The sequence below is a fragment of the Agriterribacter sp. genome (assembly GCF_035497235.1).
Taxonomy (GTDB): Bacteria; Bacteroidota; Bacteroidia; order Chitinophagales; family Chitinophagaceae; genus Agriterribacter.
On the sequence record NZ_DATJEB010000024.1, the window covers coordinates 15,726 to 31,473 of the forward strand.

A 15,748-nucleotide genomic window follows, 5' to 3' on the forward strand; every position below is an offset into this window, starting at 1 on the left:
GCGTACCGACCGCTACATTTTTTTTTCCCGATGGGTCTTCACGGCCCGGCTAATTGTGTGAAGGTGTACCCCGGCGAATAGAAGAATTACTTAGCGTCAGGGGCTCACAGCTGCCCACAACGGCTCCTGATGAAGACCGCGATGCGAATCCTAAGGGTTCCAAGTTGTAGGTTTCAGGGAGGCGTACATTATCCACGGTCTGATCCGCCGCGGCGGATACCGACCGCCTCATTTTCAAATTTTCAAATTCTCAAATTCTCCCCCCTACTCATTTCGCCAGCTTGCTGTTCCTGTACCCATACAAAAAATAAATGGCCAACCCCAATCCCATCCACACAAAAAACCACAGCCAGCTAACGGCGGGTATTTCAATCATGAGGTATAAACAAAACAACACACCCAGGATGGGAATAAGCGAATATTTGCGGATAACCGTTAGTAAAGTGAGTATCAGCGCAATAACAATAAAAAGCAGGAAAAGCACTTCCTGGTAATTTTCGTGCCCCAGGTTTTGTACTGCATCTGTCATCCGCTGCCGGAAAAGGTAAATGAATGTGGCAAGTAAAGCGGGTACAATATATCTTCCATTAATATACGGCAACTTAAATCCTTTGTCGCTGGCGGGTCTTGGAGGTAATAGTAATACACCACCCGATACCAGCACAAAAGCGAACAGGGTGCCTATACTGGTTAAATCGGTAACTACACCCGAAGCAATGAACAACGAAGGAATGCCTACAATAATACCGGTAACAATAGTAGCAAAGGAAGGTGTTTGATATTTGGGATGAATGGTTTGAAATTTTTTAGGTAATAATCCATCGCGGCTCATGCTCATCCATATACGCGGCTGACCCAATTGAAACACCAGCAATACGCTGGTAGTGGCTACCACGGCGCTTACCGAAACAATCTTCTCTATCCAGGGAGCGCGCTGCTCAAAAACAAAGGCCAGCGGATCGTTAATGTTCTTAAAATTAGCATAGTTTTCCATGCCCGTTAGTACCAGGGCAATCAGAATATACAATACCGTACAAATGATTAAAGAATAGATCATACCCCTGGGCATATCACGTTGCGGGTTTTTGCACTCCTCCGCTGTAGTGGAAATAGCATCAAAGCCAATATAGGCGTAAAACACAGCAGATACACCTTTTAATACCCCTTCAAAACCGTTGGGAAGAAAGGGCCGCCAGTTATTGGTATCTACAAAAAAAGCGCCCGCCACTATAACAAAGATGATGACAGCAATTTTAAAGATCACCATAAAATTGGCCATGCGCTTGCTTTCCTTCATGCCTATATAAGCCAGCCAGGTAATGAGCCCTACGATAATAAACGCGGGCAGGTTAAAAAATAATTTACCATTTCCAAACGAAGGCGCATTGTTCCAGGCATCTACTGCAAACTGGTATTTACTGGTGTCTGCAACAGATAATGATCCGGCTGCCAGTGCCCTGGTTGCTTCCGTATAAGCACTTTGAGCCGTAGCAGGATCAACCAGCATCCAGTCGGGCAAATGAATATGAAAAAGATGTACAAGAAGATTATTGAAATACCCGCTCCATGATATGGCCACCACCACGTTACCAATGGCATATTCTAATATCAGCGCCCAGCCTATTACCCAGGCGATGATCTCCCCGAACGTAACATACGAGTATGTATAAGCGCTGCCGGCAACGGGAACACGACTGGCAAACTCCGCATAGCATAAAGCCGAAAAACCACAGGTAACTGCAGTAATAATAAACAGCACAGAAATACCCGGACCGCCATTAAATGCAGCATTGCCGATGGTAGAGAAAATACCGGCGCCCACAACCGCGGCGATACCCAAAAAAGTAAGATCACGTACTCCCAGTACTTTTTTCAACCCCCGGTTATGTTCATCCGCGTCCCTTGCCTGCGCATCGGCAATAATCTTATGTATGGATTTTTTTCTGAAAAGCGGGTGACCCATGCGGATGTGGTTTGGTTATTTCAATCCGCCAAAATAGTTTAAAATCGGGTAACGGAGAGTGGAAGATAAAAAAAAGAAAAGAATACAAAGCACCAAGAACCAAATCACAAAAGACAAAGAAAAATCAAAAGTCAAATCTGAAGAAGAGAATCCGAAATCCGGACACCTTGTTCCCTGCAACCTGCAACATGTAACTTGCTCAATATTCCCTTTGTACCAAAAACAACGCAAGTTCCTGCAATGGTTGTTTACGGCTGCTGATAACGGCGGTATCTTCGAGGTGCTGCAAAGCCAGGTTCAGGTATTTGTTTTTCAAATTCTTTGCCCATACATCCACTTTACAATCCCTGAAAATTTGTAACACACTGTCTACTTTACCGGGAGGGTTTTCTTTCATTAAACGCAACAGTTCTTTTTTCTGAACCGGCGTTGCTACTTCAAGCGCCCGTATAGTAAGAAATGTTTTTTTATTGGCTACGATATCCCCCCCCGGCTGCTTACCGAATTTTTCAGGATCGCCAAACGCATCCAAATAATCATCCTGCAACTGGAAAGCGATACCCAGGTTTTTACCAAAAGCATACAAATGATCCTGGTTACCCTCTCCGCTCCCACCCAGCATGGCGCCCATTTGTAAGCTGGCTGCCAGTAGTACCGATGTTTTTAAGGTAACCATATGCATATATTCATCAAGGGTTACTTCCGCCCGCTCTTCAAAGTCCATATCTAATTGCTGTCCTTCACATACTTCCCTGGCGGTTTTATTAAACAGGTGCATGATCTTTGGCAGGTACAGCGCACTGATCTTACTTAAACAGTCGTAGGCCGCCACTATCATTACATCACCGGCAAGCAAAGCAGTGGGCTCATTGTATTTTATATGAACCGTTTGCTTCCCGCGCCTGAGCGGTGCCTTATCCATAATATCATCGTGTATGAGCGTAAAGTTGTGAAACAACTCTACGGCATGCGCCACATGCCAGGCATCGGGCTGAATAGCATCAAACAATTCATTACCCATCAGGCACATCACCGGCCGAATCCGTTTTCCGCCAATAGACAAAAAATATTCTGCCGGCTGGTATAAAGAAGGCAATGTTTCCGGGAAATGCCTGGTATTGAATTTTTCAGCAAATTGCGCTGCGAGTACTTCGAATGAATGCATAATGTTGTTTAATAAACCCAAAGCAGGGAATTCGAAATCCGAAGGGAATGCAAAGCTCCAAAAGACAAATCACAAGAACCAAATAAAATTCAAATTCCGAAATCCGGAGGAAAAGCACCAAGAATCAAATAAAACCTGTCTGCCGGGGCGGGTTCAAATTTCAAATTCTAAGCCTGAAACCTGAAGAACATTCCTGTAACCTGCAACCTCAAATCTATCTTCTCTTCCTTCCCGCTTTACTTTTGAGCGATTTTATTGGGGGTGTACGATCTCCGTTATCTGCATTATCTCCGGGCTTTACTACCCATTCATAATCTAATTGTCTTTTCCCCAAATCGGCCGATATGGCTTTTACCCAAACCTTATCGCCCATTCTGAATGTTCTGCCGCTTCTTCTCCCGGTAAGACAGTATTCCGTTTCTATTAACCTGAAATCGTCATAATCCAGCAAACTCTGAATGCTTACCAGCCCTTCGCATTTATGCAGTACGGTTTCTACCCAAAAACCAAAAGCCGCCACGCCGCTGATCACGCCTTCAAATTCGTCTCCCAGGTATTGCTGCATAAATTCAACCTGCTTATATTTATTAGCGGCCCTTTCCGCTTCCATTGCCGCCCTTTCCCTTGCACTGCTGTGCAGGCATTTTTCCCCCATTTTTTTATCCGCTTTCGGATGTCCGTCAAGTACTTCCTGTAAAATGCGGTGTACCATTATATCGGGGTAGCGGCGGATAGGCGATGTAAAATGACAATAGTTTTCAAAGCCCAGGCCATAATGCCCTATATTTTCGGGTGTGTAGGCTGCTTTTGCCATGGTACGTATACCCAATTGTTCCAGCACATGCTGCTCCGGTTTACCCTTTACCTCCGCAAGCATTTTGTTAAACGAAGCTGCTATACCGGTGGGCGTTTTGGTATCAAAACGATGTCCGAATTTTTTAGCAAATTCAACAAAGGGAAGTAATTTTTCTTCATCGGGTTTATCATGCACCCTGTATGGAAATGGAAGCGGTTGTTTATTAACCTTTATTTTTCCCACCTGTTCCGCTACGGTTTTGTTGGCCAGCAGCATAAACTCTTCAATTAGCTGGTGCGCTTCCTTGCTCTCTTTAATTACGATGCCTGTGGGCTTACCATTTTCATCTAATGTAAACCGCACTTCCTGGGAGGAGAAATTAATAGCGCCGCTTTTAAACCGCTGTTTACGGAATTTCTGCGCCATTTCATTCAGTAACAATATCTCCTCTTTATATATGCCTTCTTTGCTTTCAATAATCTGCTGCGCTTCTTCGTAGGTATAGCGGTGATTGGAATTGATAACGGTTCTGCCGAGCCAGCAATTTTTAATGTCTCCTTTGGCTGTAATGTCAAAAATAGCGGAGAAGGTTAACTTGTCTTCATTTGGCCGAAGGCTGCATAATACATTTGAAATATGCTCCGGCAGCATCGGCAATACCCTGTCGGGCAAATACACCGAGGTAGCCCTGTTATAAGCATTTTCATTCAGCACGGTTCCCGGCTCAACATAATAGCTTACATCGGCAATATGAACGCCGATTTCGTATAAACCGTTTTTTAATTCCCTGAAGCTGATGGCATCGTCAAAATCTTTAGCGTCTGCCGGGTCAATAGTAAAGGTGAGTATGTCCCTTATATCTTTACGTTTTTTGATTTCCGTGGCAGGCAGGATATCCGGTATCCGCGCGGCTTCTTCCAGTGCGTCATCATCAAACTGAAGTGAAAAGCCTGCGTCAACCAGTATCTGCTTCATCGCCATATCATTTTCATCGGCGGCGTTTAAAACGCTTACCACTTCCCCATTGGGGCTTTTGGCTTTTCTATCCCAATCGGTTATCCGCACCACTACCCTGTCTCCATTTTGCGCGCCGTTAAACTTACCGGCAGGTATATACATATCAGGCGTTCCTTTGGCCTTATCCGGAATAAAAAAAGCGAAGTCGGCGTTCATTTCCAAACGGCCTATAAATTCGGTTTGCTTGCGTTCCACTACTTCCAGCACTTCTCCTTCCATTTTCCCTGTTTTTGGATTATGCCGGGTAACGCCCACTTTTACCTTGTCGCCGTGCAGGGCGCGGTTAAAGTCCTGCGGACGTACAAAAATATCTTTCTCCTGGTTTTCTACTATTACGTAACCAATTCCCGAACGGGTAACATCAAGGGTTCCTTCATACGTATGTGTTTGAGATTTGGGTTTTGTTTTCCGGTTGTTTTTATGTTTCATAAGTGCGATCAGGATTTTATTTTAAAGTCCTTTATAAAATTTTCAATTAAAAAATTGAACCGTTGCGATTCATTAAATAAAAAATAGGTTTCAATAGGTTGTACGTACACCGGCATATCTTTTAGTGCCGCGGCAAACTTCACTAATCTTACCGCATCCTTTTCCGTTATCATAATCATTTTATCCTGTGCTGCTATCTTTTCAAACCTTTGCCGGATCTCTTTGAGATCATCAATAGTAAAAATATAATGATCCTGGTAATAGATAGCATCGTAACTGGCGCAGGACTCCTGGATGTGTTGTTTTAACGGGCCGGGATTGGCAATACCGCAGGCCAGCAAAACTTCTGTTTCTTTAGACATGCGTTTGATGCCTCTTGAAATAATATGGTAGGGCGCTCCATACCGGATGCCGGTAAAAAAAAGCTGCTGCCCGGCGGTGGGTTTTATTTCCGCCCTGATCTCCTCTTTCTGCGCACTGCTAAAATTATCGGTGCATTTTGTAACTACTATAATATCGGCTCTTTTATAGCTGCTCCTGCTGTCGCGTAAATCGCCGGTGGGTAAAAACATATCCCTGGTAAAAAGATTGTTGCAATCGGTAAGTAAAATATTAAAACCCGCTTTTACCGCACGGTGCTGCAAAGCATCATCTAATATAATAACATCCGTTTCCGGGCGGTCAAATAGCAATTGCGGAATAGCGATAGCGCGTTCTTCACCCACCGCTACCGCTACCTCGGGAAATTTAATATGGAACTGCATAGGCTCATCACCAATATCAAGGGCCGTAGTTTTATTGTCTGCCAGCACATATCCCCGGGTTTTGCGTTTATAGCCACGGCTTAGCGTAGCTGTTTTATAACGGTGCATCAGCAACCTCAACAGGTACTCTACCATGGGCGACTTGCCCGTGCCACCCACGGAAATATTGCCTATGCATATTACAGGGAAGTTAAATTCAATGGATTGAATGATCTCATTATCGTATAAATAATTCCTTATCTTAATGGCAATTCCATATAATAAGGCGAATGGAAACAACAACACCCGAAACGATCTAAGCCAGACAGAACTAAAATTCATATACCTTTTGTGGTGTTACGCAATGGGTTAAAGGTATATCAAATTCATCAGTATCATCAATAAGGGGTTCCGCCTGAAAAAAAGATAACCCTATTTTAATTACATCTTTACGGCATTGCAAAAGGAACCTGTCGTAAAAACCTTTTCCATACCCCACCCTGTAGCCCCGTTCATCAAAAGCAAGCAGCGGAACCAGCACCAGGTCAATATCGGCACTGTTTATTGTTTGTCCTCCCGCCGGCTCCATGATATGATACGCATTTTTAACCAAAACCGTGTTTTCATCATATATATAATGCGTCATGCTGTTGCTTTCAACGTGCGTTTTAGGTACAACAATATTCAGGCCCGGATTAGAAAATTTAAGGAATTCCATAACAGGATAAGTATCCACCTCTTTTTGTATATCCATAGGCAGGTAAGTATGCATGTAATGCAGGAAGGGCAGCGCCAGCTCCTGAAAACGTATCATAATCAGATCCTGCATTTTATCAGTTTCCGCTTCCCCCAGGAGCAGCCTTTTTTGCCTGTAAATATTGCGGAGCTCTTTTTTGTTCATGGTTTTAGCTGTCAGATTCGTGAGCGATCAGATCAGCAGTGAGCAGTCAGCAGCGTGTCTTTGTTCCTGACGGCTGAAAGCTCACGGCTGATAGCTCATATCTCATTGTTTACAAATATTGAAAACACCGTTGTGCCGTAATGCCGCGCTGTTTTGAAATAAGGATGTTTCTCATAGTTATTCCGCGGCGTATGTTCCAGCACAAACCAGCCCTTCCTGAGCAGGAGGTTGCGCTTAAACACTTCAACCGGCAGGTCGTCAATATTTCCAAGGGCATAGGGTGGGCCTGCAAAAATAAAATCAAACTGTTCATTACACTGAAGCAGGAATGCAAAAACATCCATTTTAACGATCTGCATATGCTCAAACCCAAAAGCTTCCATATGCCTTGTGATAAAAGCATGCATCTTTGGATCTTTTTCCACAACAGTAAGCGTTTTAGCTCCTCTTGAAGCCAGTTCATAACTGATGCTCCCTGTTCCGCCAAAAAGATCGAGTGTTTTTAAAGCAGTAATATCAAGGTTATTTTCAATGATATTAAACAGGCCTTCCTTAGCAATGTCGGTAGTTGGCCGGGTATATGGCATTTTAGCAGGCGGGTTAAATCTTCTGCCCCCCGCTGTTCCGCCAATTATTCGCATAATGCAGTATTAAATAAGGAAGAAAAAAAATGAAGCGGGTATTCATCGAAAGCTCCATTATATTTAAACTCCGCAGGACGCTCATCCAGTTCAATATGCAAAAAATATTTCAGTAGTTCGGAATACACCGATGAATGATCATCCAGAAGCCCTGATACGCTCAGCGCAATTTGTCCGCAATTTACCTCAAACTGGCGGCAGGCATTCAGCAAATGGTAGGTAACATCTTCAGCCGTTTCGTATTCAAAAGTCTGGATGATTTGCAAACCGCCATTCCTGAACAATGCAAAAAGGAGCTTATTGGGATAAAAGATCAGCGTAGCTTCATCGCCTTCTGTTTTTTTGATGGTTTGCGCTTTCCTTTTTAATACTACGCTGTATGCATGATAAAAATGTCCTTTGGGAAAATGCGCGCCCAGCAACTGGTGCAATGCCGCCGGCACCCTGTACACATTGTATAAGTTCCAGCCGGGTATATCATCCGTCAGTATTTCGCCTTTGTTCAGATCGCCATACATAATATCCAGGGCGGTTTTATTTAAACCCGTATCAAATAGCGGCCCGGGAACCAGTACGCTTTCGGGAAAATAATACACCACGGTTACTTTATTGTACGACCGGGCGAGCCATTCATTGTGATAAATCAGCTCTTTACAATGATTAAAAGCATTGTATTTGTCGAGGTTAACATATTGCAATGCGATGAATTCATGCTTATTATTGTCTAATATGCCAAAAAGGAGATGATCCGCCGCTACTTCAACATATAAATTACATTGGGCGGCATCCTCTATTTCGCTAACCGGCACCTGTATCTGGTATGCAACATTCACGCTTATGATTTATTGCCGCAATAATAACACATTTTATACTATATTTCTTAGTTTTCCGCTTTGCGACAATATTCTTACGCGCAAAAATCGTAACTTCGCAAATAGTATAAATCATTTATTATGATCACAGTTTCTGCTTCTGCAAAAGACTACTTAGACCGGTTGATGGCAGAAGAAAAAAGAGAGAACGAAACCTTTGTAAGGGTGGGTGTTAAAGGCGGAGGATGCTCCGGGCTCGAATACAACATGCATTTTGATATAGAAAGAAAAGCAGGGGACGAATTATACGAAGACAAAGGTATTAAGATAGTTGTAGATATGAAAAGCCTTTTATACCTGTACGGTACCGAATTGGATTATTCCGGAGGACTAAACGGAAAAGGGCTTGTTTTTAAAAATCCGAATGCCAGCAGAACTTGTAGCTGTGGAGAAAGCTTCGCCGTATAGGTTCGGGCAGTTCAGAACAATACATTATAATTATGGCTAATAACAGTGCAGATATATTAGAGGAATATAGTGATAAGGAGTATGAATTTGGATTTGTGACTGACATTGAGATGGATTTTGCCCCCAGGGGATTAAATGAGGATACAGTACATTTCATATCCGCTAAAAAAACGGAACCCCAGTGGCTGCTTGACTGGCGCCTGAAAGGCTACCAGGCTTTTTTAAAGCAGCCCGAACCCCACTGGCAGAACTTTGAACTTCCAAAAATTGATTTCCAGGACATCTCCTATTATGCCGCTCCCAAATCAAAGGCAAAGTACAAAGATATGAATGAGGTGGATCCCGAGCTTATTGCCACATTTGAAAAGCTGGGTATTCCCCTCTCAGAACAAAAAGTATTGGCCGGGGTAGCGGTTGACGCCGTTTTTGACAGCGTTTCCGTAGCAACCACCTTCCAGGAAACCCTGAAAGAGCAGGGTATCATTTTCTCATCTATAAGCAAAGCAGTAAAGGAACATCCCGAATTGATACAAAAGTACCTGGGTTCGGTTGTGCCTTATTCCGATAATATTTATGCTGCTTTAAACGCGGCTGTTTTCTCCGATGGATCCTTTGTGTATATACCCAAAGGCGTTCGCTGTCCTATGGAATTATCTACTTATTTCAGGATCAACTCAGAAAATACAGGCCAGTTTGAGCGCACCCTTATTATTGCCGATGAAGGCAGCTATGTAAGTTACTTAGAAGGTTGCACCGCTCCCAAACGCGATGAAAACCAGATGCATGCGGCAGTGGTGGAGCTGATAGCGCTTGAAAACGCGGAAATTAAATACAGTACCGTACAAAACTGGTATCCGGGCGATAAAGAGGGTAAAGGAGGCATTTACAACTTTGTAACCAAGCGGGGTGTTTGCCGGGGCGCCCACGCCAAAATTTCATGGACGCAGGTAGAAACCGGTTCGGCTATTACATGGAAATATCCCAGCGTAATTTTGCAGGGCGATTATTCGAGCGGTGAGTTTTATTCAGTGGCAGTTACTAAAAACAAACAGATTGCCGACACCGGTACTAAAATGTTCCATATTGGCAAGGGTACCAAAAGCCGCATCATATCAAAAGGTATATCAGCCGGTGAAGGACAAAACAGCTACCGCGGACTGGTACAGGTGGGCAGCAGGGCGGAAAACGCCAGGAACTTCACCCAATGCGACTCCTTATTGATTGGAGACCGCTGCGGCGCTCATACTTTCCCCTATATTGAATCTAAAAACAAATCTGCTACAATTGAGCATGAAGCTACTACTTCAAAAATAGGGGAAGACCAGATTTTTTACCTGAACCAGCGGGGAATAGACACCGAAAAAGCAGTGGCGCTTATTGTGAACGGCTATGCAAAGGAAGTGCTGAACCAGTTACCCATGGAATTTGCAGTAGAAGCGCAGAAGCTTTTATCTATTACACTGGAAGGAAGTGTAGGATAGGGAGTGGTAAGGGGTAAGAAGTGAGCATAAAGGCATTTTATTGTTACAGTCTATATAAACAATTAACGAACTCAGTTCCGAAAGGAGTTATTATATAAAATAAGAAACACAGCAATATACCATGTTAAGCATAAAAAATTTACAGGCGAAGGTTGAGGATAAGCAGATATTAAAAGGTATTAACCTGCAGATAAATGCAGGCGAAGTACATGCGATTATGGGACCGAACGGCTCCGGAAAAAGCTCCCTTGCTTCAGTGCTTACCGGCCGTACAAACTTTGAAGTTACCGGCGGAGAAGTATCATTTGATGGCAAGGACCTGCTGGAGCTTTCTCCGGAAAACAGGGCGCGGGAAGGCCTGTTCCTTGCTTTTCAATACCCGATTGAAATACCGGGGGTTTCCAATATTAACTTTTTGCGTACCGCTTTAAATGAAATAAGAGCCTATCATAATGAACCGCCGTTAGAAGCGAAAGAATTTCTTCGTTTAACCAGGGAAAAGCAGAAATTAGTAGAGTTTGACGCCAAACTTACTAACCGTTCTTTAAACGAAGGTTTTTCAGGCGGTGAGAAAAAAAGGAATGAAATATTTCAGTTAGCCATGCTCAATCCCAAACTCTCCATCTTAGATGAAACGGATTCAGGGCTGGATATTGACGCTTTACGCATTGTATCCAACGGCGTAAATAAATTACGTTCCGAAAATAACGCCTTTATTGTAATTACGCACTATCAGCGTTTACTGGAATACATCGTTCCCGATTTTGTGCATGTATTATATGATGGCAGAATTGTAAAATCGGGCACTAAAGAATTAGCGCTTGAACTGGAAGAAAAAGGCTACGACTGGATAAAGGAACCCGCTACAACGGCATCGGTTTGATGATTAACGCAATTTTAAAATGATTACAACTACATCACTATACGACCAGTTTATTACATTATACAGGGAAAAAGAAACAACGCAGGATAATAACTGGCTAAAACCCTTACGGGATAACGCTTTTGAAGCGTTTTGCGGTAAAGGATTTCCTACCACCAGGCTGGAAGAGTGGCGGTTTACCAACATAGCTCCTTTTTTAAAGGAAGATTTTCGTCTTCAGCCCGGTGCGGCTTCTTTACACAAGCTGCACGGTACGGTACAAATACCCTCGTTAGATGCTTACGAAGTGGTTTTAAAAAATGGTATGCTTAATGAAGATGTGAACATACCCGGCGTAAAAATTCTGCCACTCCGTACCGCGTTAAAGAATGATGACCTGAAAAGCTACTTAGGCAAACGTATTAACGTACAAAAACATCCTTTTGCTGCTTTGAACACGGCGCTGTTTGAAAATGGTATTGTAATAGAAGCGGAGAAAAACAGCATTTGCGATAAACCTATTCATATTACGCACGTATACAATGCGGAAGAAGCTGTTTTTATTCAGCCAAGAATTTTAATTATCGCACACAGGAGCAGTAAAATACAAGTTATTGAATCGGTGGTGGTAATAGGCGATAAGCCTTTATTTGTAAACACTGTTACGGAATGCTATGTGGCCGAAAACGCGCAGGCAGACCACTACAACCTGCAGATCGCCCCAGTTAACGCACACTTAGTTAACTTTAATAAAACTGTGCAGCAAAGCAACAGCCTGTATAATAATCACACCTATATATTGCCCGATGCTTCTTTTGTGCGTAATAATCTTCATCTTGATTTGAACGGTACCAACACCGAAAGCCATTTGTATGGCTTATACCTCGCCGGCGCCGGGCAATTAACAGATAACCACACCACGGTCAATCACCTGTTTCCCAACTGCCTGAGCAATGAACTATATAAAGGCGTGCTGTTAGACAGTGCCAGGTGCATTTTCAGCGGCAGGATATTTGTTGACCAGGATGCACAGAAAACGAACGCTTTTCAGCAAAACAATAATATGCTGCTGAGCGATAAAGCAATAGTAGATTCAAAACCACAGTTAGAAATTTTCGCGGATGACGTAAAATGCAGTCATGGCTCTACGGTAGGCAGTCTCAACAAAGAAGCGTTGTTTTATTTGCAGTCGAGAGGCATTGGCGAAACAGCCGCGAGAAACCTGATGGTAAAAGCATTTGCCTTTGATGTTACCAATAAAATCCAAATCCCTGCCGTAAGAGAATATGTTGAAAAACTGATTACCCGTAAAATGGCAGAAGCATATGACTAACAGTGAGTCTATAACAGACAGCGTATTGGATATTGAAAAGATCAGGAAAGACTTTCCGATACTGCAAACCAAAGTGTACGGCAAACCATTGATCTATTTAGACAATGCGGCCACTACACAAAAGCCGCAGGCTGTTCTGGATGCACTCCATAACTATTATACGCAATACAACAGCAATGTACACCGCGGCGTTCACTTTTTAAGTCAGCAGGCCACGGAAGCCTATGAAGTGGCGAGAAGAAAGGTGGCAGGTTATATTAATGCCCGCCATGAACACGAAATTATTTTTACCAAAGGCACTACCAGCAGCATTAACCTGGTAGCCGCTTCGTTTGGAAAAAAATTTTTAAAAGCAGGAGATGAAGTATTGATCTCCGCTATGGAACATCATTCCAACATCGTTCCCTGGCAGTTGATCTGTGAAGAAAAAGGAGCAATATTAAAAGTAATACCTATTAATGAGCGTGGCGAATTAAAGATGGAGCGCTTTGATGAACTGCTGACGGATAAGGTAAAAATAGTAGCTGTAACTTATGTTTCCAACAGCCTGGGTACTGTAAATCCTGTGCATGAAATTATACAGAAAGCGCATGCTGTAAACATACCGGTTTTAATAGACGGGGCGCAGGCTATCCAGCACATACCTATAGACATCCAGGAATTAGATGCAGACTTTTTAACTTTTTCGGGCCACAAATTATACGGCCCCACCGGCGTGGGTATTTTATACGGGAAAGAAAAATGGCTCAATGAAATGCCTCCCTATGAAGGCGGCGGAGATATGATCAAAAATGTAACTTTCGCCAAAACCACTTATAACGAACTGCCTTTTAAATTTGAAGCGGGTACGCCCAACATCTCCGGCGGCATTGCACTGGGTGCCGCAATAGATTATATACAACATATTGGTATACCCGCTATTCAGCAGGCGGAAGAAGAAGTAGTGGCCTATGCTTACGACCGGCTTGCTGCTTTACCTTCCCTCCGCTTCATTGGCGACGCTAAGCATCGTTCCGGCGCCATATCTTTTTTGGTGGGTGATATCCATCCTTTTGACCTGGGCGAAATATTAGATAAACAATCCATTGCTGTAAGAACGGGGCATCATTGCACCCAACCGGTTATGGATTTCTTTCATATTCCCGGAACAGTAAGGGCTTCCTTTGCATTTTATAATACAAAGGCTGAGGTAGATGCATTGATGGATGGCATTGAAAAAGCCAAACGCATGCTGGAATAACCGGCTATCTTTTTCTCTCCGTCCAAAATCACTTAAAAGTGCTGAATTTTGCAGTAAGGAGCAAATGTATAATGACTATAAAAGAACAACAGGATACGATCATAGAAGAATTCGGTTTTTTTACGGACTGGACGGAAAAGTATGAATATATCATTCAGTTGGGTAAAGACCTGCCACTGATTGATGAGCAGTATAAAAAAGAGGAAAACCTGATCAAAGGCTGCCAGAGTAAAGTATGGCTGCATGCTGAGTATAAGGATGGAAGAATATTCTTTACTGCCGACAGCGATGCGGTGATCACCAAAGGATTGGTAAGCATGGTAGTACGGGTATTATCCGGACAATCACCGAGAGATGTTGCAGGAGCTGAAATATATTTTGTAGACGCCATTGGTTTAAAAAGCCACTTATCACTTACCCGTTCCAACGGGCTGCTGTCTATGCTGAAGCAGATGAAAATGTATGGGGTAGCTTTGATGAATGTGGAAATGTGAGAACGTGGGAATTTGAAAATTGAATACACCCTGCAAAACGAAAACATGCCATGAACCACAAACTATAAACTACAAATCCGTATACCATGCTCTACGATAAAATAGAAGAAGTGTTAAGAACAGTGTACGACCCGGAGATCCCTGTAAACATTATGGACCTGGGACTGGTATATGAGCTGCAGGCTGATGACAATGGTAAAGTAAAGATCATTATGACGCTTACTGCACCTGGCTGCCCCGTTGCCGGCGATATCGTAGCAGAAGTACAGCAAAAAACAGAAGCCATTGAAGGCGTAACGGATGTGTATGTACATCTTACTTTTAGCCCGCCCTGGAACAGGGAAATGATGACAGAAGAAGCCAAGCTGGAGTTGGGATTTTTGTAGTGAGCAGAGCTGGCAGTTTCGCAGCGCATTTTTATTATCGCTTCCCAGACGATCACAAATATAGCATATCGTTCCGCTATACGGGGCATTTTTTCCACGGATTGAATATCGTTTGTTAATGAACAAATGTGGGCGTACGCCTGTGTATTCATAAGCGGGATGATCATTCATTTATTTCATATCTGGCACTTTTTTGGATAACTATTAGCTAAACAGAACTTATATGAAAAAGATATTTTTTTTCGCTGCTATTGCAGTTGCTGTCGTTTCCTGTAATAACAATTCATCCGGAGATGCAACAATGAGCGGCGATGATACGGCTACACTGCAAACGCTACCGGCTGATCATACGCATACAGATATGGATGCCGCCGCAACGTACCAGGCCGAAGAAGGTGATATGAAGTGGCAAAACGAAAAATTACTTGTTTATAAAAACGGAACATGGGTAGAAGCTGAAAAAGATATTACGCTGGACGATGGTACAGTAATTACGGTAAAAGGCGATGCCAGGAAAGAGGGTAAGACCATTACGCTTAAAGAAGGGGAAGCTGTAAAAAAGACCGGCCGCTTTTTTGATAAAGCAGGCAAGGCTGTTTCTAACGCATGGGATGCTACGAAGGAAGCTGTAAAAGATGCAGGGGAAGCTGTGAAAGAAGGAGCAAAGGATGCAGGTAAAGCCGTTAAAGAAGGAGCGAATAAAGCAGGTAAAAAAGCCAAAGAATTGGTTGACTCTGCTAAAAATTAATTATAATATTTTTGCTTCACGTTATGCGTGGCGAACCTCACTGACGATAGTGAGGTTCGCCACGCATTTTTTCTCCGCAACGTCTCCTCTCAGGAGACTTTGTGCGTTTGCCGGAGACACTCCGGTGTGCGAATGGCAGCCACCTGGCGCAGGTAAATGTGATGAAGTAAGTGCCACAGGGATCTGCTATTTGTTTGCGTACACTCATAGGTTATAACCCTAATTTATGATTTAATGTTTTAATCACCCGTTGCATCCGTAATATTCCC

The 15,748-nt window shown here is 43.2% G+C and carries 15 protein-coding genes; 8 read left to right on the forward strand and 7 right to left on the reverse strand.

The genetic code is table 11. From position 1 onward, the window contains the following. Nucleotides 1-268: 268 nt before the first annotated feature. From VL121_RS07060 to VL121_RS07090, 7 genes are all read right to left on the reverse strand, one after another. Nucleotides 269-1,963 (reverse strand): amino acid permease, encoded by a 1,695-nt coding sequence (locus tag VL121_RS07060; protein WP_325403609.1) that lies wholly within the window; start codon nt 1,961-1,963, stop codon nt 269-271. A 199-nt stretch (nt 1,964-2,162) separates the two neighbouring features. After that, nucleotides 2,163-3,128, reverse strand: coding sequence for a polyprenyl synthetase family protein (locus tag VL121_RS07065; protein ID WP_325403611.1), 966 nt, complete (start codon nt 3,126-3,128; stop codon nt 2,163-2,165). Between the two features lie 214 nt (nt 3,129-3,342). After that, a complete protein-coding gene (rnr, locus tag VL121_RS07070; RefSeq protein WP_325403613.1) occupies nt 3,343-5,370 on the reverse strand; it encodes a ribonuclease R in 2,028 nt (675 codons plus the stop codon). A gap of 8 nt (nt 5,371-5,378) precedes the next feature. Beyond that, the gene (lpxK, locus tag VL121_RS07075) at nt 5,379-6,455 is read right to left on the reverse strand and encodes a tetraacyldisaccharide 4'-kinase (protein WP_325403615.1); all 1,077 of its coding nucleotides are present in this window, start codon (nt 6,453-6,455) and stop codon (nt 5,379-5,381) included. Next, nucleotides 6,445-7,014 (reverse strand): 5-formyltetrahydrofolate cyclo-ligase, encoded by a 570-nt coding sequence (locus tag VL121_RS07080; RefSeq protein WP_325403617.1) that lies wholly within the window; start codon nt 7,012-7,014, stop codon nt 6,445-6,447. The genes lpxK and VL121_RS07080 overlap by 11 nt, the downstream gene beginning before the upstream one ends. A gap of 95 nt (nt 7,015-7,109) precedes the next feature. Then, the gene (locus VL121_RS07085) at nt 7,110-7,655 is read right to left on the reverse strand and encodes an RsmD family RNA methyltransferase (RefSeq protein WP_325403619.1); all 546 of its coding nucleotides are present in this window, start codon (nt 7,653-7,655) and stop codon (nt 7,110-7,112) included. After that, entirely contained in the window at nt 7,646-8,488 is an 843-nt protein-coding gene (locus VL121_RS07090) for a DUF3822 family protein (protein WP_325403621.1), read from the reverse strand. Before VL121_RS07090 ends, VL121_RS07085 begins: the two co-directional genes overlap by 10 nt. A gap of 120 nt (nt 8,489-8,608) precedes the next feature. Between VL121_RS07090 and VL121_RS07095 the strand changes: the two genes are divergently transcribed. From VL121_RS07095 to VL121_RS07130, 8 genes are all read left to right on the forward strand, one after another. Next, nucleotides 8,609-8,935, forward strand: a complete 327-nt coding sequence (locus tag VL121_RS07095) for a HesB/IscA family protein (protein ID WP_325403623.1) — start codon at nt 8,609-8,611, stop codon at nt 8,933-8,935. Nucleotides 8,936-8,967: 32 nt separating this feature from the next. After that, the gene (sufB, locus tag VL121_RS07100; RefSeq protein ID WP_325403625.1) at nt 8,968-10,416 is read left to right on the forward strand and encodes a Fe-S cluster assembly protein SufB; all 1,449 of its coding nucleotides are present in this window, start codon (nt 8,968-8,970) and stop codon (nt 10,414-10,416) included. Nucleotides 10,417-10,537: 121 nt separating this feature from the next. After that, nucleotides 10,538-11,299, forward strand: coding sequence for a Fe-S cluster assembly ATPase SufC (sufC, locus tag VL121_RS07105; RefSeq protein WP_325403627.1), 762 nt, complete (start codon nt 10,538-10,540; stop codon nt 11,297-11,299). A 19-nt stretch (nt 11,300-11,318) separates the two neighbouring features. After that, entirely contained in the window at nt 11,319-12,611 is a 1,293-nt protein-coding gene (gene sufD / locus VL121_RS07110; protein ID WP_325403629.1) for a Fe-S cluster assembly protein SufD, read from the forward strand. Next, on the forward strand, nt 12,604-13,851 hold the full coding sequence (locus VL121_RS07115) for an aminotransferase class V-fold PLP-dependent enzyme (RefSeq protein ID WP_325403631.1): 1,248 nt from the start codon (nt 12,604-12,606) through the stop codon (nt 13,849-13,851). Before sufD ends, VL121_RS07115 begins: the two co-directional genes overlap by 8 nt. Nucleotides 13,852-13,922: 71 nt before the next feature. After that, the gene (locus VL121_RS07120; protein WP_325403633.1) at nt 13,923-14,345 is read left to right on the forward strand and encodes a SufE family protein; all 423 of its coding nucleotides are present in this window, start codon (nt 13,923-13,925) and stop codon (nt 14,343-14,345) included. Between the two features lie 86 nt (nt 14,346-14,431). Beyond that, complete coding sequence (locus VL121_RS07125) at nt 14,432-14,731, forward strand: iron-sulfur cluster assembly protein (RefSeq protein WP_325403635.1); 300 nt, start codon at nt 14,432-14,434, stop codon at nt 14,729-14,731. Nucleotides 14,732-14,954: 223 nt separating this feature from the next. Then, nucleotides 14,955-15,479 carry a DUF6799 domain-containing protein gene (locus tag VL121_RS07130; RefSeq protein ID WP_325403637.1) on the forward strand — a complete coding sequence of 175 codons (525 nt, stop codon included), beginning with the start codon at nt 14,955-14,957 and terminating at the stop codon, nt 15,477-15,479. The last annotated feature ends 269 nt before the right edge of the window (nt 15,480-15,748 follow it).